Raw genomic sequence first — 21,123 nt, 5'->3', positions numbered from 1 at the left:
ACTATCGTGCCCCCGTCAGTGTCAACTTCGCCTCGCCCAGCTTATGCATGTTGGAAAGAAACCCGACAAGCGCGCCAGTAGCGTTGGGGGGCAAATCCAGTTTCTCGACATCAAGCGCCTTCACCGTGATGAGATAGCGGTGCGTTTCCCCAACGGGTGGACAGGGGCCGCCATAGCCTGCCATCCCGGCATCCGTATTGGTTTGAATGGCGCCGGCGGGCAATCTGGAAACCTGGCCGCCAGCACCACGCGGCAATGAAGTCGCCGACGCAGGCACATTGACTACGACCCAATGCCACCAGCCAGAACCAGTCGCCGCGTCTTGATCGTACATCGTCACGACGAAACTTTTCGTACCCGCCGGTGCGCCGGACCACGAGACCTCCGGAGAGATGTTCTCTCCCGGACATCCCATCATGTTGGTGAAATGCACAACGGGAAGAATTCCGTTTTTGGCATCCGTGCTATTGACTTCAAACGATGCAGCCATGGCACTTCCACTCATGAGCATAACCCCCGCAAAATATGAAAAACACTTAAACCTGAACATAGGCATGATTTCCCCCTATCGATTACCGCGCTTCATTGACTGAACCGTTTGAATGGTACAGGTGAACCGCGGCAGCACATGTGCCTGGCAGATCAATTTAGATGCCGATCTGCGCACAAATCAGGGAGTGTCAAATCGGAACGGTGCTCGATGGGAACGTCAGCATTTGAAATGCGGACGGAGTCGGAAGTGGCACTCTTTACTTGAACGAAGGAACCGCAGCACGGAGAATTTCGACAAACATCAATTGCGTGAGATACGTCGAAGCAAGCGCGCTCCCCGGTAAATTGAACGCAAGCTCGGTTACCAGGCGCGTGAGCAACCACTGGAGGACAGCTGCCTGACCGTGATGCGCGGAGATATGTACCAGCGGCGGCAATACGTCGAGCAGCAGCGTGCCGTCGGGCCTCGCGAGCCGGACATGGCCGCCGATCTGCACACAGTCGCTGCCGTCGCCGATCTTCGCAGTCTTGGTCACGTTGCCGGAGAACAAGCCCGATGCGTCCACCGGCACCACGTCCGGCGCACTCGCAAGAACAAACGAGCGTTCGCCAGTCAGGAGAAAAACATCCCCCTGCTGAACATGGATCGGCGCCGTCGCCGCATCGATGCAAAGCCAGCAGTTTCCCTTGACCAAAGCAAAGAACTTGATCTTGTTCGGTTGAGGAAAACGGATTGCCCACCTGCCGCCAGCAGAAAAGCCGCCTGCCACAATGGGTTGGGCGCCCACCAGCATGAGCATATCGGAAAGTGGATCACTCGCGATTTCTGAACTCATACGACAGTATTCTGAATTTTTGATTATTCATCGTACAGGAGTTTGAGCACACACTGTCTGCATCATCATTCGTTCAGGAAGACACCATGCAGACGCCACAAAGACCAATCGGCTCTGGTTTCGGAGCCGCTACCACCGCTGAAGAGGTCGTCGCCGGCATCGATCTCTCCGGCAAGACTGCAGTCGTGACCGGCGGCTACTCCGGCCTGGGACGCGAGACCGCTCGTGTTCTGCGCGCGGCCGGCGCACGCGTCATCGTTCCCGCGCGCGACACGAGCAGGGCCCGCGTAGCACTGAGCGGCATCGACGTGGAAATTGTGCCGATGGACTTGCTCGATCCAGCCTCTATCGACGCGTTTGCCGTATCACTGCTCGAATCGACGCCAACTCTGCACATGCTGGTCAACAACGCCGCCATCATGGCCGTGCCGGAATTGACACGTGACGCGCGGGGCTATGAGCATCAGTTTGCGACCAACCACCTCGGCCACTTTCAGCTCACCATGCGGCTCCTGCCTGCGCTGCGCAAGGCGCAAGGCGCTCGCGTGGTGTCGGTCTCGTCGCTCGGCCATCGCTACTCGCCCGTGTTTTTCGACGACCCGAATTTCGAGCGTCGCCCGTACACGCCGTGGGCCGCGTATGGACAGTCGAAGACGGCCAATATCCTCTTTGCCGTCGCCCTCGACCAGCGCGAAAAAAGTCATGGCATCCGCGCGTTTTCGTTGCATCCGGGCGCCATTGCCGATACTGGGCTGGGAAAATACGTCTCGCACGAGCAGTTGGTCGCCGCAGGCATTCTCGACGAACAAGGCAAGCCGGTGCGCGATCCAGCCAAACAACTCAAGACCGTCGAGCAAGGCGCGGCCACCCAGGTATGGTGTGCAACCAGCCCGCAACTTGCAGACATGGGCGGCGTGTACTGCGAAAATGTCGATGTGGCGACGTTAAGGACGATACAACTGGAGAAGATCGATATGGCAGACGCCACACGACTCACCGGCGTCGCGCCTTACGCCGTGGATCGTGAGTCCGCCGACACCCTGTGGAGGCTCAGCGAGCGGCTTCTCGGGCTCTAGTGGGAGCGCCTGTCGGCCGGATCGCGGTCTGGCGGGTTGTCCGGATAAGGTAGATTCTGGCCGATCGACCTCCTCGTCCCATAACTCCTTCGTATCAGGAGGTTACGCAAGTGAAACTCGATGCGGAGTTCACGTCGCCACTGCCATTGTATTTCGGCCACGCCGGATAGCGGCACATCGGGCGAGTCAACGCAACCGAGCCGTCCGCCGCCAGTTTCTCTGCAAGCAACTGGTCCGGCGGCGTCACCCCTTTTTCCACCCAGTTTTCCAGCGCACCGAGGCGATCCGCGAGTCCCGCGCCGGGTCCCGTGCCGCTGTGCGTAACACCTGGCGCCGTGTAGTACCGCAGAAACGAATCGGTCTGCGTTTGCCCCATGGTCTGCACAACCGAATTGTAATAGGCGATGGTCCCAAACGGCTCCACCAGTTGATCACTGAGGCTCGAATACAAAATAAGCTTGCCGCCGCGTGCCGCAAATGCATTCATATCAGGATTCGTTGCATTCACCTGCTCCGATACAGCCTGCCATTGCTGCACATTGGAAGTCGGGTTGTACGTCAACAAGTTGTTTGCCGGATTGCCAGTGATCGCATACTTCACCCATTGATCCGAGAAAACCCCGAGCGCAGACGCAATTGCAGCATTGGTCGGCCCCAATTGCTCAGCGGCCCAGCCACCGCCGCTGTCCGTTTCTGCACCGATGCCCCAACGAGGCGCCACGGTAACGTTGTTTGCGAGTGGCACCGGCAACGTACTGTCGGTGGTGAGTAATTCAACTGTTGCAAGCTGTGCATCGGAAAGACAGGTATCGCCCGAATCCACGCCACCGGGGCAGCGAAGCGACTGCGGATTGAATGCGGTCTGGCATGCCGCGACGTTGGAAATAATACCGTCCGCTACGCCATCCAGTGCGTCGCATGCCGCCAGTTCGGCATTGGCATAAAGCTGGATCTTGTTCGCGTCCAGCCATCCCGCGCCGTTCGAATTCAATGCTTGCTGCTGGACACCAATCCCCTTCTGAATCACCTGGTCGTAGTCGATGACTGGCACATCAGCCACAATACCGTCATAGTTTTGGGGATTACGCTGCGCCTGCTGTAATGCCTCCCGCCCGCCGGTCGACATGCCGTAAAAGTAGTTATGAATCGGCGCGGCGCCGTACATTAGCTTGATCGTTGCCTGAGCCGCGGCGTAGGTTCTCGGCACTGCCAGCTCGGCGAAATTGTCGAAGCCCACTGGGTTGTTCAGCGCGAAGCTGAGATCCGCGATATTGCTGCTTTGATGCCCCGAGTCGTCCGCCACAACCGCATAACCACGCTGCCGCACATTGCCTGTTTCATAGACGCTCGTGTAGTCCTCGATCACACCGTCGTACGCGCCACCGCCCTCCTGCAGCATCTTATGATTCCAGGCGCTCGTGGTTGGCATCTCCACCTTGAAATTGATGGTCGATGCCGGAGATGAAACGATCGCCCCCATCACCGTGCACATTTCCGGTACGACGCCCGACGCCGGCACATCTACCGCGCTGACAATCGTTCCTTCCCCGACACTTTGGCCTTTCAACCCTGCACACGTTTGCTGGAACGTCTGCTGAGTGCTACTGCCGCCACATGCTCCCAACGAAAGCACGAACAGCAAACAGAATAGCAACTGCGCGAACTTGCTACCGTATGAATGTGATCGATATGAAAATCGGTTATGCATTGTCTCCTCCATAGTTTCGATATTCGCGGATTACTTCAGCCATGTACGCCAGGCTATTTTTTATGGACTACATAGTAATTTTTATGAATAAAAACCAATGAAATAAATTCCACCTCGGTTCTTACCAAACGTCGCTCCACCAGCCGTGCAGCACGACAACCGGTGCGCTGAAGATAGGGACGTACGTACCGCTAGACTTTGAATACCGAAATCGCTTTGACCAGCGTAGTCGCCTGCTCTTCGAGGGACTGCGCTGCAGCAGCGGCCTGCTCAACCAGTGCGGCGTTCTGTTGCGTGTCGTGGTCAATCTCGATGATTGATTGATGGAGATACTCGATCCCACAGTCTTGTTCATCGGAAGCCTGTGCAATTTCGCTGACAATGCCTCCTACGTGTGCAATCGAAATCCTGATACTTGACATTGCGGCCGTCACTTGCCTTGCCTGCTCCGAACCCGCCCGTATCTCGTCCACCGACGAAGCGATAAGATCTCGAATCTCCTTCGCCGCAACCGCGGAGCGTTGCGCCAAGCCGCGTACCTCGGTAGCGACCACTGCGAAGCCTTTCCCCTGTTCTCCCGCCCGAGCGGCCTCCACGGCTGCATTCAGTGCGAGGATGTTCGTCTGAAAAGCAATGCCCTCGATCACCGCAGTGATCTCGCTAATCCTCGCGGAACTCTTGCTAATTCTTCCTATTATGTCCACCATAGTGCGAACGACTTCCTCACCCGTCGTCACGGTCCCGGATGCCTCGATTGCCAGTGTATTCGCCTGTTGAGCGTTTGCGGCGTTCTGAGCGACGGTCTGGCTCAGAGTGGCCATAGTGGAGGTCGCCTTCTGCAGCAACAGCGCTTGCCTTTCCGTGCGAATCGACAAGTCAAGGTTACCGCTTGCAATTTCCTGCGTCGCAATGCTAACCGAACCCGTTGACGTATGTACGATCGACACCGTTTCCCCCACCTGACGCATAAATCTGTCGAAGGAAAGAGCCGCTCGGCCGAACTCATCCATCCGGGGCGGTGCTGCTCTTTTGGAGAGATCCAAAGTCGACGCAATATAGTCGAATACGGCCGACATTCGACCGAGACCGCTGCAAACTACGTTGTGTAGGTGAAACCCGCCATATACGGCGACCGCCAGGCCGACTGACACCGCGACCAGTACACCGGCGGTCTCCCATTCTCCAGGTGCGCGTGCCATGCCACCGAGACGATAGCACCAGGACGCTATCACGAAGCTCATGAACAGCATCACTACCGCACACGAACCGAACACAACGATCAGTTTGAGGCGTATAGAAAAATAGAACTTGCGCAAGTGAATTCCTCGACGCGCCAAAGTCCCCGTCAATCGTTGCTCCGACTGCACAGGCCGGCCAGGAGACTTCACGCCTCATGCCCCGAACGATGGCCACTTGAAGTCATTGGTTGCATGCTGGCCCAGATGTTGGCTCCAGGCGGCGCCGTCGCGCGATCAGAATAAGTTGATGGCGACGGCTCCCGCCACCTCCGATCAGAATGTATGGCGAATGCCAATATCGGCACCCACCGTCGTTCCCTGTACCCCGAACAGGGCATTGCTGACCGACAGTCCGGTGTCCATCGAGCCGTGATTGTTTACAACGCCGAGCTGACTGTACAACGCCGTACGTTTTGAAATGAAATATTGCGCACCGATCGCGCCCATTATCGAGTGATTCTCCGAATGGCCACGATCGGTCGTATAGTACACACCGCCATTAAGGTCGAATTGCGGCGTCACGTAACAATCCAAACCTCCGCTGTATATGTAGTTATTGAAGGATCCAGCAACTTTGTAGTTCACGAACGCAACCTTCGCTGCGACAATGCCGAACTTGTAAGACGCGCCAATCGTCCTGCCGATAAACGGGACCGTGGTGGGAACCGGTGTCTGCACGGTCCCGCCACTGTTTCCGTCGTAGAACGCGGCGCTGACGAGCAACCCTCCGGTTTCGTACTTCAGGCTGACGGAGTACTGCCGCCCCGCCTGGAAGTTTCCCGCCTCCCCACCCAATGCCAACATGGCGCTACCCTGAAATCCCGCGACGTTCGGGCTCGCGTATGAAATGCCGTTGGAATTGAAAATTCCCGTGCTGATAGCATTGTCTATATATGTTACGAGACCACTGCCGAATTGCGAAAATCCACGCGCGTCTGTTTCGTACTGCGATAGAAAGAACGGTGAAAACTGCAGACCTGCGGTCACCTGGCCATACCGGCTCGCGAGCGCAACCCATGCCTGACGACCGAACAGATTCCCGTTGGAGTCGTTAAATCCGCCATTTGCAACGCTGATACCGCTTTCCAGTTTAAACTTCACCCGAAGATCTCCACCCAGGTCTTCTGTACCCATCAACCCGAACTGAGATGGCGCCGAACCGCTATCGATCATCGAGAATTGATGGCCGGCGTTCTGGCCCGTCGTCTCATTCAATGTCTTGCTCGTATAAAGCAAGCCACCATCCACCAGACCGTACAGGTTGACGCTCGACTGTGCGTGCGCAATGTCTCCGCACACGCAGGCGATAGCCAGTACCGACACCTTGATTCCCCACTCTCCACGTTTCCACATACCTTTGTCTCCATTTCTGGCTTTAATTTAACTTTCCAGCATGCTCGATAGGCATACATTGCGGCAGACCAGAGTCGTGCTATCGCCGTCCTGCCGATGATTCTCGCCATGGAATAGCGCTTTAATTCATGGCATTTTTATTCGTTATACTTATTTATTCTTGTAGAAATTCGTATGTCGTTACCGCCCTTCAATTCACTCAGTGATCTATGGTCTGCGGTCTTCGGGGGGCACTAAACTTCATCCCGATCCGTCCATCCCACCACTTTGTTCACCATAACATACGCATTCGTATGCGTATGTTATGGTGAAGACTTTTGATGGTCAACGTGTTTGGCCTCGGGGTATACACCCGCTCTTACAGCTATTCGAAAGCTCTACTCCTTCAAATCAAGCGCGAGCTGGCCCGTCTTCCGCAACACTAAACGGCTATCACTCTTCGTTTGGTTGATGATCGACTGCCGTCACGAAAGCATCGCTGAAAAAGCTGCTTTCGCGCAAACCACACTCCGTTCGAAAGGCGTGACGCGCCGCATCGATCATCAGTGGATTTCCACACGCATAGACTTCGAACATCGAAAGATCCGGGTGATCTTCCTGGACCACCTCGTGAACGAAGCCTGTACGCCCCCTCCATGAAGCGTCCGGCTCGGATACAACGGGGACAAACCTGAAATTTGGTGAGAGACTCGCCCAGTTCCGAGCCTCTTCTGCTGCGTACAGGTCCTCTGCTCGACGACCACCCCAATACAATGTCGCCCCTCGCGCAGCGAGGTCGGCAGAATGTGTACGTATGATGGACGAGATCGGAGCGTAACCAGTGCCGGACGCGAGCAGTATCACTGGCGCTTGCGTGTTGCGAAGCGTAAAAGAACCAAACGGTCCCTCAACCCGCAGCAGATCTCGCGGCTTTAGATTTTGATAGACATGCTGGGAAAATCTGCCACCGGCCATCGCGCGGATGTGCCATTCTATCTGGCCGTCATCGGTAGGCGCGTTCGCCATCGAGTAACTACGGCGTGCGCCATCACGCAGTACAACATCCATATATTGCCCGGGAGCGAAGCTGAATCCCCCCGCTGCCGGTGCCTGCAAACGCAAGACAGTCACATCGCCGCTTACGCGGTCGACCTCCATCACGCGAACGCCTGTTTTGACAATCGGACGGCCGGCCACGCTCGACACTTCAGGCGCATCGAGCACGACATTCGATCGGGGAAGTGCCTTGCACGTCAGACAATGGCGTGGCTTCAAATCGTCTGGCGCGAATCCGTCTGCATATTGAATATCCCCAGAAACGATACGGGTCTCGCAGGCACGACATTCACCGCGTCGACAACTGTGCTTCGGGAAATATCCGGATGCCAGCGCGACGTCCAGTAACGTCATGTCGCCGTCGCAAGGCAACTCGATGTTCGAGGGCTCGAACTTCACTTTAAACGTCGCCATGGTGCGGTTCCGAATCAGCGGGTCACTGCGTCATCTGACGCAAGTTGGTGCCCGCTCCTCAGATCGAGTGCCACGTCGACAATCATATCCTCCTGGCCGCCGACCATGCGGCGCTTGCCGAGTTCGACGAGGATATCTACCGTCTTCAGGCCGTATTTCTTTGCAGCGACCTCCGAGTGGCGCAGGAAGCTCGAGTACACACCTGCGTAGCCCAGGGCGAGCGTTTCACGGTCCACGCGCACCGGGCGATCCTGCAGCGGGCGCACGATGTCGTCAGCGGCATCCATCAGCGTGTAGAGGTCGGCGCCGTGGTTCCAGCCCATGCGCTCCGCCGCCGCGATAAATACCTCGAGTGGCGCGTTGCCTGCACCCGCGCCCATGCCGGCGAGTGACGCATCGACGCGGTCGCAGCCTTCCTCCACCGCCACGATCGAGTTCGCCACGCCGAGCGAGAGGTTGTGGTGCGCGTGCATGCCCGTCTGCGTTTCGGGTTTCAAAACGGCCTTCAAGGCGCGGAAGCGATCGCGGACGTCGTTCATCGTCAGCGCGCCGCCCGAGTCCACCACGTAGATGCAGGTGGCGCCATAGCTTTCCATCTTCTTTGCCTCGACGGCAAGGTTCTCGGGCGTCGTCATGTGGCTCATCATCAGGAAGCCAACCGTGTCCATGCCCAGCTCACGCGCGTACTCGATGTGCTGCTTCGAGATGTCCGCTTCCGTACAGTGCGTGGCGACCCGTACCACGCGCGCGCCTGCGTTGTAAGCGGCCTTCAGGTCGTGGATCGTGCCAATGCCCGGCAGTAGAAGCGTCGCGATCTTCGCATGCTGCACGACCTCCGCCACCGCTTCGATCCATTCGAGATCGCTGTGCGCACCGAAGCCGTAGTTGAAGCTAGAGCCCTGCAAGCCGTCGCCGTGAGCGACTTCGATGCTGTCGACTTTCGCCTTGTCCAGTGCACGGGCGATGTCCTGCACGTTCTGGATCGAATACTGATGGCGGATCGCGTGACTACCGTCGCGCAGCGTCACGTCGGAGATATAGAGTTTCTTGCTCATGGTTTTAGGCTCCCTGTACGCTCAGGAGTGTTTGCGCCATACGCTCGGCAGTGGCGAGCGCGGCGGAGGTCATGATGTCGAGGTTGCCGGCGTAAGCAGGCAGATAGTGCGCGGCGCCTTCCACTTCCAGGAACACCGAAGTTTTCAGACCGCTGAATTTGCCAAAGCCCGGAATATTCAAAGGCGCACTCACGGGAATCTCGTCGAACTGGACCTTCTGCTTGAGGCGATAGCCCGGTACATAGGCGTGAACTTTCTTCACCGTCTCTTCGATCGACGCTTCCACCTTCTCGCGGTCCGCAAGCTCGGAGAGCGTATAGACGGTGTCGCGCATCATGACCGGCGGCTCGGCCGGGTTCAGCACGATAATCGCCTTGCCCTTTGCGGCCCCGCCTACCACTTCAATCGCCCTGGCGGTGGTTTCGGTGAATTCGTCGATATTGGCGCGCGTGCCGGGTCCCGCCGACCTGCTGCTGATTGAAGCCACGATCTCCGCGTAGTGCACCTTCGCCACGCGCGAAACGGCTGCGACCACGGGAATCGTCGCCTGGCCGCCGCAGGTGACCATGTTGACGTTGGGCGCGTCGATATGCGCGTCCAGGTTCACCACGGGCACGCAGTACGGGCCGATAGCGGCGGGCGTCAAGTCGATCATGCGAATCGACGGCTTTAGGCTGCGCAGCCGAGCATCGTTCCTCACGTGGGCGCCGGCCGAAGTGGCGTCGAACACGAAATCGATGTCGTTGAACACGGGTAAGCGCGTAAGACCCTCGACGCCTTCATGCGTGGTCGCAATGCCCAGACGCGCAGCGCGCGCGAGGCCGTCCGAGTTCGGATCGATGCCGACCATCGCCGCCATGTCCAGATGCTGGCTGTGGCGCAGAATCTTGATCATCAAGTCTGTGCCGATGTTACCTGAACCGATAACGGCTGCTTTCAGTTTCATTTCGTATTCCTGATCAGTCTAGGCGTGAGAAACATGGATAACTGCGTGATGCGCGGAATAAAGGCGTTCGACCTCTTCGGCGCGCATCGTGAGTACCGCGCGCTGATTGACGTATCCCTTGTCGGTGATTTCGCCCAGTTCGAGCGACGGCGGCGTCGAGAGCAACATGGCGCGTGCAGGACGCTGGGATGACCCCAAGCCCGAACCGAACTCGGCGAGCGCAGATGCCAGCACTTGCTGCACCTTTCCGTGGGCGGCCAGTTCTTCACCCGTCAGCCTCCCCGTAGAATCCTCGGCTAATGCGCGAAGAGCGGCCGACGGAAACAACAGTAGGCCAACTTCGTCCCGATCGTGGCCGGTAATCACCGCGTCCTGGACATACGGCGCAAGCGCCGACACGACTCGCACCCGCAACGTACCCACCGATACCCACGTCCCTGTCGTCAACTTGAAGTCTTCTGCAACGCGACCGTCGAAAATGACGCCGAGATTGGGGTCACCCGGATCGGCGAGCCGCCCGGCGTCACCGATGCAATAGAACCGCTCGCTGTCAAACGCCGCTGCTGTGCGTTGCGGATCGTCCCTGTAACTTGTAAATACAGAAGGACCACGCACACGCATCTCGAGCTTGCCCTGGCAGGGCACAAACTTCAGTTCGACGCCGGGGACCGGCACACCAATGTTGCGCGAGTCATGAGTGGCGAAGTGCGCACTGGTAATCACGGGCGAAGTCTCAGTCGAGCCCCATTCGGTCGTAAAGAACACGGGATCGTCGCGTACCGTTGAAGCGAGCGCCCGAATCCTGTCTGCGGTCTTTTGCGGAAGCGCCGCAGCGGCAAAGAACAGCATCTCGACTCGCTCGAACAGTGCCGAAGTCGCCTCCGCGTCGTTTTCCAGTAACGGCAATAGTGCGTCGTAACCACGTGGTACGTTAAAGAACAAGGTGGGCCTGACATCCTTCAGGTTCTGAACCGTGCGCTCAATCATCCCCGGCACAGGTCGGCCGTCATCGATGTAGAGCGAGCCGCCATTACGGAGAACCAGGTTGAAATTGTGATTCGCACCGAAGGTATGACTCCAGGGCAGCCAATCGAGGACCACCGGCTGAGCACGGTCCACAAAGTGCCAACACTGGGCAATCATCTGCTGGTTTGCACAAAGCATGTCATGCGTGTTGATGACAACCTTGGGTTTCCCGGTCGAACCCGATGTCAACAACAGGCGGGCGGTAGTTTGCGGCGTAGTGGCAAGGAACGCCTGCTCGACCGCATCCGTCGCCACAGTCGCTTCAATCTCCTGAAACGAGATTGCACCTGAACGAACGTTGCGCGTATATACGACATGACAACGACCCGAATAGCTCTCGACTGCCGTCCCGTATACTCCCCCGTCTTCCGCATAAATCACGGCCGGAGCCAGCTGATCGAGCATCGTATGCAGCTTCGCGTAGTCTTTCGCGACACGCGAATAGGCCGACGACACGACAGCAATTGGCTTGCCGACATGCATTGCGGCGAGAGACAACAACGCCAGGTTTACGCTGTTATCGGAGAGTGCGACGATCGAACCGCCGGCAGGCAAGTCGAGGTCCAGCAGCGACTGCGCGATCCGGCGGACCTTGTCAAATGCCGTCGAGTAACGAATCTCTCTCCACGTATTACGAGGACCCTCGATGTCGCGTTCAGCAATAAAGATCGCATCCGGTGTCTTGCGCGCCCACTCGATGAGCCATTCGCCGACTCGCCGATGGTATGGCTGGAGAAGGTCCGACGAACGGAGCACGAAGCTACCGTCGTTGCGGTCCTCCCGAATAATGTGCGGCACGGCCAACGCATTGGCTTGCGCAAGCGGGGATTGCCGATGGACTCCGGTCAACATGCTGGCTCCTGCGCACTCTGAATATCAAGGTTCGGCCCAGTTTTCGCAAAAGCCTTATCTGTCTTGGTCAATTAGTCTCTCCTCCATCCGCCTGCTTTGGCCGATGACTAAACCAGCTGGCAAGAAACGGAGCCGAAGCCACCAATCTGGACGTCGATCTGAGTGCCCCTGGACACCGCCACCATCGGACCCAGCGCACCGGAAAGCACGACATCGCCCGCGCACAGTGGTTGTCCGCGTGCGGCCAGGGTCTTCGCGAGCCACCATCCCGCGTATAGTGGATTGCCGAGGCACGCGGCACCCGAGCCTTCCGAAACAACAATACCGTTTGCACTGCAAACCATCTGGCAGGCGGTCAGATCGATCTCCGAGATGCGTCGTGGACGACTCCCGAGCACGTACAAACCGCATGAGGCGTTATCTGCAATCGTGTCGACGAGGGTAATCCTCCAATCCTGGATGGCGCTATCGACGACCTCGATTGCGGGCAATGCATACTCGATGCCATGCAGAAAACGTCCCCAGCTGATTACGTCGTCGTCAAGATCCCGACCGAATACGAAGGCAATTTCAGCTTCTGCCTTGGGTTGAGTGAGGCGCTCGCCGGGCAATTCCGCCCCCGTCAGGAACTCCATGTCGTCAAAGAGCACACCGAAGTCCGGCTGATCGACGCCCAACTGCTGTTGGACCGCCTTCGACGTTAGTCCGATCTTCTTCCCTATCATTCGGCGCCCGCTTGCCAGATCCCGACGTGTATTGAGCTCTGCGACCGCATACGCTGCGTCGATTCCATCAATGCCATAAGTTTCCGAAATCCGCGGGATTGTCGTACGCGTCCGACGTGCCTCTCGCAAGGCCCCAGCAGCTCGCTCGATTTGCTCACTCGTCATTGAAGTGCTCCCTCGTCGGTGGCCGATACGTCAGCCACCTTCCACCCTTGAACTTGTTCGGCCAGCCGCGCGATTACCTGACGCTCAACAGAGAGGCTCCCTGCATACTCCTGCGCCAGCCGATCAACAATGGCCGAAAGCGGCTCGATTTCCCTCACCGCCCCGACACCGTGCCCCGCTGACCATACGTCTTTCCATGCCTTGGGAGCCGTGCTGATATCGCCGGAGAAATCAATTTTCTTGTCTTCGCCAAGTTGCTCTGCCGATATGCCTGCACGTTCAAGCGTCGGTCGCAACCAGTTTGCGAGAACACCGGATACTGCCCTGGAAGCAGCGAGGTCCTCCATTCCGCTTTCAACGAGCAGTTCACGATAAGCGGGCTGAGCCATGCTTTCTTCGGCTGCGATGAAGCGTGTGCCGAGCACAGCAAAGTCAGCGCCAATCTGCTGGGCGGCCCGCACGTGTGCTCCGGACGAAATGGCTCCGGCAAGGCCGAGCGGTCCGTCCCAGAATTTGCGCACTTCGTCTACAAACGAGAAGGGGTGGTAGGTTCCCGTATGACCGCCTGCTCCGGCACACACGAGGATGAGCCCATCGACCCCGGCATCCGCTGCCTTGCGAGCCATCGTGGGTGTCGCCACGTCGGCCATCACAAAGCCGCCATAGCCGTGCACGTGCTTCAGCACCCGGAGTGGACTGCCAAGTGCGGTCGTAACGATTCTCGGCTGATATCGAAGCACCAGGTCAAGTTCAGCGTCGAATCTGTCATAGCTGCTATGAACAATCATGTTCAACGCCCAAGGAGCTGTGCCGCCGCGTTTGACACCCGCCGCGATGGCACCCAGTGCCTTGTCGAGAGCGGCGATATCGCGTGCGTTGGGGGCTGCGTATGTGCCAACAATGCCCGCATGTGCCGACGCAATGACAAGTTCCGGGCTCGAGACCAGGAACATCGGAGCGGCCATCACCGGCAGGCGGGTTCGCGCGAACAACGCGCGCAGTTCAGAGGCAGTAGTGTTTTCGTGCATGGCGATTAAATCAGTGGTTCGCGTCACTGTGCTTTCTTCCGCACGGGCCTGCCACGAATTTCCCAGCCGCAATCGCTTTGAAGGACAGTCGCGGTCGTCGCCGGCGAATTGACGCGAGAAGCAAGCAGCACATAGTGGCCGGTGTGGTCTTCCGGCCTGGCAATAAATCCGAGCGCCATAGCATCGGCGACGGTCTCCGCAAAGCCCGGGATGTCCGATAGCCGGTCATTCTCGCGTCCAAGCGCCTGCGGCCCCTTCAACGGAGTGACGGTTCCACCGGGCGCGACAGCATTCACACGGATGTCGGGTGCGAGCTCGTAGGCAAGCTGCTTCACGAGGCCAACTCCTGCATGCTTGGACGCGACATACACAGGACCACCGCCGCCGGCGTAGAAGCTCGCATTCGAGAGCGTGAAAATCATGCTTCCGCGTGTCTCGCGCAAAGCAGGTGCTGCTGCATGAGCGGCAAGCATGTAGCCGAGCACATTCACGCCGAACACCTCCTCGAATGTCGCCTTGAGCGTCGAGCCTTCGTACCTGCGCAGCGAGGCAAAGTGGTCCCATACCCCCGCATTTCCGACAAGTGTGTCGAGCTTGCCGAACGTCCTCACTGTCGCATCGACGGCTTCCGCGTTGGACTCCGGCGAGCGCACGTCCCCGACCGTCACTACAACCTTGTCGCCGAACTCCTCGTACATGGAATCAGCCTGCGCGGCGTTTCGAATCAGGACGCCAACGCCGCGCGCTCCTTCAGCGAGAAAGCGACGGACAACGGCAAGGCCGATACCCGAATTTGCGCCGGTCACGAGCGCAACATCATCATTGAGCCAGCCCATAATCAGAAGAATGTGTTGATGTTTTTGGACATCAGCAGCGACTGCGTGATGACGATCTTTCGTCTCGCAATACGCAGCTTCCCCTCGACTTCGCGCAGAACGTCCTCGCGACGTCCGAGCAGCAGATCGTTATCCGCCTCGCCACGACTCCGATAATTCACAAAGACCGAGTACACGACGAATTCTCCATTCGTATCGGAGTGCTGCGCCTCGACGTTACTGATCACATGCACGTGGCGGGTTGGCGGATCCTCCGCCCAAGCCGATGGCTGCATGAAGCGTGCAATACGGCGCTCCAGATCAAAGTGGTTATCGTCGAAATAGGCGCCTCGTCCCGGTGCGTACGCACCGAGGCGGTCAGCTCGGCGACGATTCTCGATCGCCGGCATCCAGTAGTGAATGTCGGGCGTCATGAGTTCAAGCCACTGTTCCCAGCGTTCGCTATCGAGCAGACGAGCTTCACGGAACAGAAACTGCTCGATTCGGTGCGCGGTATCCTGGTCGACAATCTGTTCGCCGGCAATGGCAAATTCCGCTTGTGCATTGGCATTCATGCCGCCACCTTCCCGTCCTGCCGATCAAATGCGCTCTCCGGCAGCATCGCGTTGTCGCGCTGCGGAACCTCGGCCCAGGAGCGCGCCCCCATCAGGTCCGCCCAGCGCTGGTAGAACGCCCGGTGATTCGCCTCGTTGACCTGGTTGCGGTAGACATTCCCCGGCAAGTCAGTGTAGGTCAAGCGGCTGCCGAGGCCGAGACCCATATAGAGCGCTTGCTGACGCGTAACGAAACCGGCATTCGTGCGCGTAGAGAATTCAAAGTTTTCCCCGTCGTCCATCTCGAAGACGCCCGACGGCGAGAACGTCATCATTGTTCCCTTGAGCCAGCGGTCCTTGATGTCCTGCGGCGCACTGCGGTTCACGATGGTCCAGGTGTGAAGCTCAATCTTGCCTGGACCGCGAGGGTGCCAGACACGGAAGGTGTTCTGCCCCGGCAGAAACGAGAGATTCGGGAAAACGCTTACCGACGAAATCGAGCCAATCATCTTCGAGCGGAACTCGCCGAGCCGCTCCGCCACCTGTGGCTGAATCCCGTAGAGATACTTACGGATCTCCTTGTCTCCTAACGTTGCCGCATTGCCGATAACGTCGAGATTGAACTCCCAACCGTGACCGTTGAAATTCACGTGATACGACTCAGGGTCTTTATAGACCTCGGCAACCGGGCCACCTAACATCGCGCGTGCTGCGGAGTCATGCGTCCACAAGGCGTGATAGATGTCGCCGATGAAATTCTCGACCGGTACTTTCCAGTTGCAATGGATCACGGACTTCACACACCCGCCCACGAACTCCGTGCCCTGCCCATCCATATCGAGCATGACATCCAGATAGAAGCGGAAATCGCCCAGCCATTGCGCGAGCGGCGGCGCTTCCGGATCCATGTTGCCGAAGACGAGCCCCTTGTACGACGCAACCTGCGCAACCGGGTGCAGGCCGTGTTCACTCGCTTTCATGCCGCTGGCGTCGAAGAGAGCCTGCCCCGCCATGCCGCGCAACGCCCCGTCGATGCCGAAGCTCCAGCCGTGGTAGTTGCACACGAAGCTGCGCGCATTGCCCGCATCGGTGAAATTCAGCTTGTTGCCGCGGTGCGGACACGTATTCAGAAACGCCTTGATCGAGCCATCTTTCTGGCGGACCACGATGACGTTGTCCTCCGCCATATAGGTGGTCAGGTAGTCGCCCGCTTTGGGCAGTTGCGACTCATGTGCGAGAAAGAGCCAACTGCGCGCGAAAATCTTCTCGAGTTCCTGCTCGTAAATCTGGTGATCCCAATAGACCCGACGCGAAAGACTGCCTTTTTCAAGGTCGATCAACCGGTCCAGATACGCAAGCGGCTCGCTCACTGCGTCGCGCTCGAGTCGCGGGCAAGTGCCCGTACAATCGTGTGACATATCGATCCCCTTAGACCGACGAAACCGCGTCTTCCGACTCGGCATCCAGATCGGCAAACACTTCATCGCCTTCTTCGATAACGCGGTAGGTGCGCAGGTCGACCGTGCAGGGAAAGGCAACGGCCTGGCCGGTCGGGATGTGAAACTGACCATCGTGCACTGGGCAGGCGATGAGATCGCCGTCGATGATTTCGCCCTCGGTGAGGGACGCCGTAGCGTGCGTGCAGGTATCGCTGGTCGCGTAGTAACGCCCGTCGACATTGAAGACGGCAAGCGGGCACCCGCTGTTTTCCACCTTGCGCATTTCGCCAGGCGCGAGCTCGTCACGCTTGATGAGAAAAACCTTGTTCATCTGAAACACTCCCTTATTGCAGACGGAGCTCGACGAAACCGAGCCCCGTCACCCACTCAGGCACGGGCGCATAGTCAATGACTTCCCCGCGTGCGCCGGTAAGTGCGCCCATTGCGCAGGCCCAATTCCGGATCTCCATCCCGCCATTCCCGCCGTTCCCAAGAATGTACTCATCAGTGAGTCGCGCGATGGCGTCGACGTCACAGCGCACCGCATAGTCGAGTATTTCGCGATCAAAGTCCTCGTTGACACGGCCCATGTCTGCAGTACCCACCCAGTGGCTAATGCCACCGCTGCCGATAATTGCAACACGCTCATCGCCGCGCCATGCTTCGACGGCGTCGCGAATCTGGCGTCCAAGCGACACTGCCCGGGTCAAGCGGATATAGGGGTCAACACCTGCTGCCAGATAGACCGGAATCGTGCCGACTTGCATACCGGCGTCACGAAAAGGCTGAACGATTAACTGATTAGGAATACCCACCGAATGATCGACAGTCAGTGCTCGCGCGACCGCCCAGTCAAAGCCGTTCGCAAGCCCATGTTCTGCGATGTATTGCGCCAGCGGTGCGCTATCCGGAATCACCCCTCGTTTCAGGCCAGGAAGCACATCGAGAGGCCCCTCGACGTCGCCAGTGCCTATCAGGAAACTCGGAAGACAATCCGTGCCGAAGAGCATGTAATGGTCCGCGCCGATAATCACGACGCTCGTCGGGCGCAGTTGTGCCAAACGCTCTGAGCAGGTCCTGAACGCTTTCCACATGCGGTCGCGAATTTCCGGCTTCGGCGCATCCGGCGCGACGAACATCACCGGGTCGTGTGGCACGAGAAAGCCACCTACTATTTTTGCCATGTTGGCCTTCCCCTGTTATTGCTTGAGTGCCGCAACGTGCACGGACTCACCGTCGCCCACCGGACGCAGACGCGCCATGTATTCGCGCATGTCGCGGTTCGGGGCGAGCTCCTGCCAAAAACCCATCGTCAGCATCGGATTGACACCCGCTTGCTGCAAACCCAGGACGTCGAAGTCGAGGACCATCCGGCGCTCGCCGTCGGTGAGTACGAAGCGCTGCAGAAAGCCTTCCGCATCTTCGCGAAAACGCTGCTTGGCGGAACGATCGACGCTCAGCTGATGGAGTACGCGCTCCAGTACGTTTCGGCTCATAGCGCTTATTCGCAGAAAGCCGTCACCAGGCGCAGGAAGTCCGCGCGGCGCTCGGTTTGCACCCAATGACCACATTGACCAAAGAGATGCAGGTCTGCACGCGGAATCGCGCGTGCGAGCAACTGGCCACAGGCCGGCGGAACCACACGATCTTCGCGGCCGTGAAGCACGAGCGCCGGCGCCTGAATCTTTGCGACCACATGCTCCGGAAAGCCCTTCACCATCGTCGGGCCTTCCAGGTTTGGTTTTGGAATCAGCTTGCGCAATGCGTCCTGAGCGCCTGGGCGAGCACTCGCCTCATAGCGCGACTTGACCATTTCCGAAGTGATGATCGACGGGTCGAACGGGAACAGGCGCATGGTCCGCTCCATGTTCTCCAGAGAGGGTTCGTATTCCCATGCCGAACGCAAGCCAGGCGTCTGCTCGAATTCGCCCGCCGGCGTGCCGAGCAGCACGAGACGTTCAACCCTCGAAGGATCGAACACCGCCAGGCCGAGCGACACCGCGCCGCCAAACGAGTTGCCGACGAATGACGCCTTCTCGATGCCGAGCGCATCCATGATGCCAACGAGATGACGGACCCAGAGCTTGATGTCGTACTGGCTGCCGTCCTTGAATTCCGTAAAACCGAACCCGGCGATGTCCGGCACGATGACGCGGAATTTTTCTGCGAGCTCGGACATGACGCCCTTCCAGTTCGTCCAGCCAGACACACCGGGTCCCGAACCGTGCAACAAGAACAACGGTTTGCCGCGGCCCTCGTCGAAATAGTTCGTCCGATGCTCCGCCGCAATCAGTTCATTACCCACACCTTCCAGATTCGTCATCGAATTCTCCATACGCATACGTATGCGTATGTTAGGAGGCGATTTGATTTGCGTCAACGAAATAGCCCCCAGGGTTAACGCTGTCCAGATGAGCAAGCCCAAGCGACAACGACAGCTCCCTGCGTGCGGGCCCTTATATTGAATCAAGGTAAAATGAATGCTTTCCGGAGCCAATATGGCAGAGACAAAAGCTAATCGGAGTAGTCGCGGGCAGTTCGGCCCAGATGACTGGATTCAGGCGGCGCAGCGCGTACTGTCGAGTCGCAGCATCGACTCGGTTCGCGTAGAAGTGCTGGCCAAGGAGATGGGTGTCACCAAGGGCAGTTTTTACTGGCATTTCAAGGACCGCGACGACCTTCTGCAGCGCATGCTGACCGCCTGGCGCGACGCGGCAACCGAGCAGATCATCTTTCGTTTCGAGAATCGCGGTTTGCCGCCACGCGAGCTGATTCGAGATCTCCTGTCTCTTCCGTTTCGCGGTACGCAGGCTATGGAGGCAGCCGCGGTAGAACTGGCCATTCGCGCATGGGCGCGCCGCGACGATGCCGCGAGAAGCGTTCTGGACGAAGTCGACGCGAAACGCCTCACCTACATCACGCAATGCTTTCGCGCGCTGGGGTTTAGTGTTAATGAATCGAAATGCCGCGCCTTCGCACTTTACAGTTATGAACTGTCGGAGTCTCTGCTGTCAAATCAGGGTACTGCAAAGCAGAAGGACGACCGGCGTGCATTCCTGGAGAAATTGCTACTCACGCCGCTTGCCACATCATAGGATTCCTGATCCATATCCCGAGCACTTTTATGCTCCGGGACGCAGATATCGGGACGCTCCGACCTCGCTGCGCCTGGCACGGATCGCCCCGCAGGCAAAACGTGTCTCATCGACCGGTAAAGCCTAAACGGTCCGAATGGCCACGCTCAGAACATTTGTCTCAACCCCAGGCTCACTCCCAATGTCGATCCCGGCACTTCGTAGAGCGCATTGTTGATCGAGAGCCCGGTGTCCATACGACCGTGGTTGTTGACGTAGCCAACCTGTCCATAAAGCGTTGTGCGCTTCGAGAGAAAGAACTGGACGCCGCTCGCCGCCATGATCGAATGATTGGCGCCCTCGTTGCCGTCGCGCGTGTAATAGACGCCTGCGTTCACGTTGAGATACGGCAGCACGAAGTAGTTGAAGCCGCCCGAATAGACGCTGTTGTCGAACGACTGGGCTACCTTGTAGAGCGTGTACGACGCAGAGATCACCAGGTCGTTCGTGAACCGGTAGCTCGCGCCGAGCGTACGGCCGACGAAGCCCAGCGTGCTCGGCACTGGCGTCGTGGCCGCCGTTCCGCCCGGATTGCCGCTATAAAGCGCGCCGGAAACCGTCAGCCCGCCAAGGTGATAGCGCAAGCTCGCCGAGTATTGCCGCCCAGCCTGAAAGTCGCCGGCCGTGCCGCCCAATGCTAGCAGCCCGGCCGCCTGAATACCAGCGATCTCGGGCGACGTGTAGCTGATCGAGTTACCGTTGAACAGGGCCGTCACGAACACATTGCCGATGTAGCTCGACAAGCCGCTCGCGAAGTTCGACATCTCGCGCGGGTCGAGGTCGAACATCGAGAGAAAGAAAGGCGAGAACTGCATGCCGGCCTTCACCGAACCATACGCACTATCGAGCCCCACCCAGGCCTCGCGCCCGAAGAAATTGCCGTTCGAGTTCGACAGCGAGCCATTCGCAACGCTGAAGCCGCTTTCGAGCGCAAACGTCGCGCGCAGCCCGCCGCCCAGATCCTCGGTTCCTCTCATGCCGAAGTTCGATGCAGTGAGCCCGCTGTCGGTGAACGAAAACTGATGACCGGCGTTCTGGCCGGTCATCGGGTTCAGCGTGTGATTCGTGTACATCAGCGATCCGTCCACGATACCGTAAAGCGTCACGCTACTTTGCGCACTCGCCTGCCCCATGCCTGCAAGCAACGAGGCCGCCATCAGCGCCCGGACGATCGATCTCCTGTTTTTATGGCCACTGCGATACATTTCACACTCCTAAATTATTGTTAATGA

General features: G+C 58.4%; 21 protein-coding genes. 2 read left to right on the top strand and 19 right to left on the bottom strand.

What is annotated here, in order from left to right:
* Position 1: 1 nt before the first annotated feature.
* Together U5760_RS14955 and U5760_RS14950 are read right to left on the bottom strand one after the other, a co-directional pair.
* Positions 2-490, bottom strand: coding sequence for a YbhB/YbcL family Raf kinase inhibitor-like protein (locus tag U5760_RS14955; RefSeq protein WP_322012792.1), 489 nt, complete (start codon positions 488-490; stop codon positions 2-4).
* A 259-nt stretch (positions 491-749) separates the two neighbouring features.
* Complete coding sequence (locus U5760_RS14950) at positions 750-1,328, bottom strand: cupin domain-containing protein (RefSeq protein ID WP_322012790.1); 579 nt, start codon at positions 1,326-1,328, stop codon at positions 750-752.
* A gap of 86 nt (positions 1,329-1,414) precedes the next feature.
* Here U5760_RS14950 and U5760_RS14945 point away from each other — a divergent pair, with 86 nt between their 5' ends.
* Complete coding sequence (locus U5760_RS14945) at positions 1,415-2,404, top strand: oxidoreductase (RefSeq protein WP_322012789.1); 990 nt, start codon at positions 1,415-1,417, stop codon at positions 2,402-2,404.
* 94 nt (positions 2,405-2,498) lie between these two features.
* Here the strand turns inward: U5760_RS14945 and U5760_RS14940 are convergent, their stop codons facing one another.
* The 16 genes from U5760_RS14940 to U5760_RS14865 all read right to left on the bottom strand — a co-directional run bounded on the left by U5760_RS14940 (position 2,499) and on the right by U5760_RS14865 (position 19,080).
* Positions 2,499-4,112 carry a tannase/feruloyl esterase family alpha/beta hydrolase gene (locus tag U5760_RS14940; RefSeq protein WP_322012788.1) on the bottom strand — a complete coding sequence of 538 codons (1,614 nt, stop codon included), beginning with the start codon at positions 4,110-4,112 and terminating at the stop codon, positions 2,499-2,501.
* Positions 4,113-4,303: 191 nt separating this feature from the next.
* Complete coding sequence (locus U5760_RS14935) at positions 4,304-5,428, bottom strand: methyl-accepting chemotaxis protein (RefSeq protein ID WP_322012787.1); 1,125 nt, start codon at positions 5,426-5,428, stop codon at positions 4,304-4,306.
* A gap of 195 nt (positions 5,429-5,623) precedes the next feature.
* Positions 5,624-6,703 (bottom strand): porin, encoded by a 1,080-nt coding sequence (locus U5760_RS14930; RefSeq protein WP_322012786.1) that lies wholly within the window; start codon positions 6,701-6,703, stop codon positions 5,624-5,626.
* Positions 6,704-7,135: 432 nt separating this feature from the next.
* Entirely contained in the window at positions 7,136-8,152 is a 1,017-nt protein-coding gene (locus U5760_RS14925; RefSeq protein WP_322012785.1) for an FAD-binding oxidoreductase, read from the bottom strand.
* 14 nt (positions 8,153-8,166) lie between these two features.
* Positions 8,167-9,207: a 4-hydroxy-2-oxovalerate aldolase gene (gene dmpG / locus U5760_RS14920; protein WP_322012783.1), complete on the bottom strand. Its 1,041-nt coding sequence runs from the start codon at positions 9,205-9,207 to the stop codon at positions 8,167-8,169.
* Positions 9,208-9,211: 4 nt separating this feature from the next.
* A complete protein-coding gene (locus tag U5760_RS14915; protein ID WP_322012781.1) occupies positions 9,212-10,153 on the bottom strand; it encodes an acetaldehyde dehydrogenase (acetylating) in 942 nt (313 codons plus the stop codon).
* Between the two features lie 18 nt (positions 10,154-10,171).
* A complete protein-coding gene (locus U5760_RS14910) occupies positions 10,172-12,031 on the bottom strand; it encodes a feruloyl-CoA synthase (protein WP_322012779.1) in 1,860 nt (619 codons plus the stop codon).
* A gap of 107 nt (positions 12,032-12,138) precedes the next feature.
* Complete coding sequence (locus tag U5760_RS14905; protein ID WP_322012777.1) at positions 12,139-12,921, bottom strand: 2-keto-4-pentenoate hydratase; 783 nt, start codon at positions 12,919-12,921, stop codon at positions 12,139-12,141.
* Positions 12,918-13,976, bottom strand: coding sequence for a nitronate monooxygenase (locus U5760_RS14900; protein WP_322012775.1), 1,059 nt, complete (start codon positions 13,974-13,976; stop codon positions 12,918-12,920). Before U5760_RS14900 ends, U5760_RS14905 begins: the two co-directional genes overlap by 4 nt.
* Positions 13,973-14,785, bottom strand: coding sequence for a 3-(cis-5,6-dihydroxycyclohexa-1,3-dien-1-yl)propanoate dehydrogenase (gene hcaB, locus U5760_RS14895; protein WP_322012773.1), 813 nt, complete (start codon positions 14,783-14,785; stop codon positions 13,973-13,975). Before hcaB ends, U5760_RS14900 begins: the two co-directional genes overlap by 4 nt.
* Positions 14,786-14,787: 2 nt before the next feature.
* The gene (locus U5760_RS14890) at positions 14,788-15,339 is read right to left on the bottom strand and encodes a 3-phenylpropionate/cinnamic acid dioxygenase subunit beta (RefSeq protein ID WP_322012771.1); all 552 of its coding nucleotides are present in this window, start codon (positions 15,337-15,339) and stop codon (positions 14,788-14,790) included.
* On the bottom strand, positions 15,336-16,688 hold the full coding sequence (locus tag U5760_RS14885; RefSeq protein WP_322012769.1) for a Rieske 2Fe-2S domain-containing protein: 1,353 nt from the start codon (positions 16,686-16,688) through the stop codon (positions 15,336-15,338). Before U5760_RS14885 ends, U5760_RS14890 begins: the two co-directional genes overlap by 4 nt.
* A 58-nt stretch (positions 16,689-16,746) precedes the next feature.
* On the bottom strand, positions 16,747-17,088 hold the full coding sequence (locus U5760_RS14880) for a non-heme iron oxygenase ferredoxin subunit (RefSeq protein ID WP_322012767.1): 342 nt from the start codon (positions 17,086-17,088) through the stop codon (positions 16,747-16,749).
* 13 nt (positions 17,089-17,101) lie between these two features.
* Positions 17,102-17,941: a hypothetical protein gene (locus U5760_RS14875; RefSeq protein ID WP_322012765.1), complete on the bottom strand. Its 840-nt coding sequence runs from the start codon at positions 17,939-17,941 to the stop codon at positions 17,102-17,104.
* Positions 17,942-17,956: 15 nt separating this feature from the next.
* Complete coding sequence (locus U5760_RS14870; RefSeq protein WP_322012764.1) at positions 17,957-18,253, bottom strand: hypothetical protein; 297 nt, start codon at positions 18,251-18,253, stop codon at positions 17,957-17,959.
* Between the two features lie 5 nt (positions 18,254-18,258).
* A complete protein-coding gene (locus U5760_RS14865) occupies positions 18,259-19,080 on the bottom strand; it encodes an alpha/beta hydrolase (RefSeq protein WP_322012762.1) in 822 nt (273 codons plus the stop codon).
* Between the two features lie 157 nt (positions 19,081-19,237).
* Here U5760_RS14865 and U5760_RS14860 point away from each other — a divergent pair, with 157 nt between their 5' ends.
* Positions 19,238-19,852, top strand: coding sequence for a TetR/AcrR family transcriptional regulator (locus tag U5760_RS14860; RefSeq protein ID WP_322012760.1), 615 nt, complete (start codon positions 19,238-19,240; stop codon positions 19,850-19,852).
* Between the two features lie 146 nt (positions 19,853-19,998).
* Here U5760_RS14860 and U5760_RS14855 read toward each other — a convergent pair whose 3' ends face one another.
* Positions 19,999-21,048, bottom strand: coding sequence for a porin (locus U5760_RS14855; RefSeq protein ID WP_322012758.1), 1,050 nt, complete (start codon positions 21,046-21,048; stop codon positions 19,999-20,001).
* Positions 21,049-21,123 lie beyond the last annotated feature (75 nt).

The organism is Paraburkholderia sp. J12, from assembly GCF_905220215.1.
Taxonomy (GTDB): domain Bacteria; phylum Pseudomonadota; class Gammaproteobacteria; order Burkholderiales; family Burkholderiaceae; genus Paraburkholderia.
Note: the sequence above shows the minus strand (reverse complement) of the source record. Positions and strands in the feature narration are given on the sequence as shown.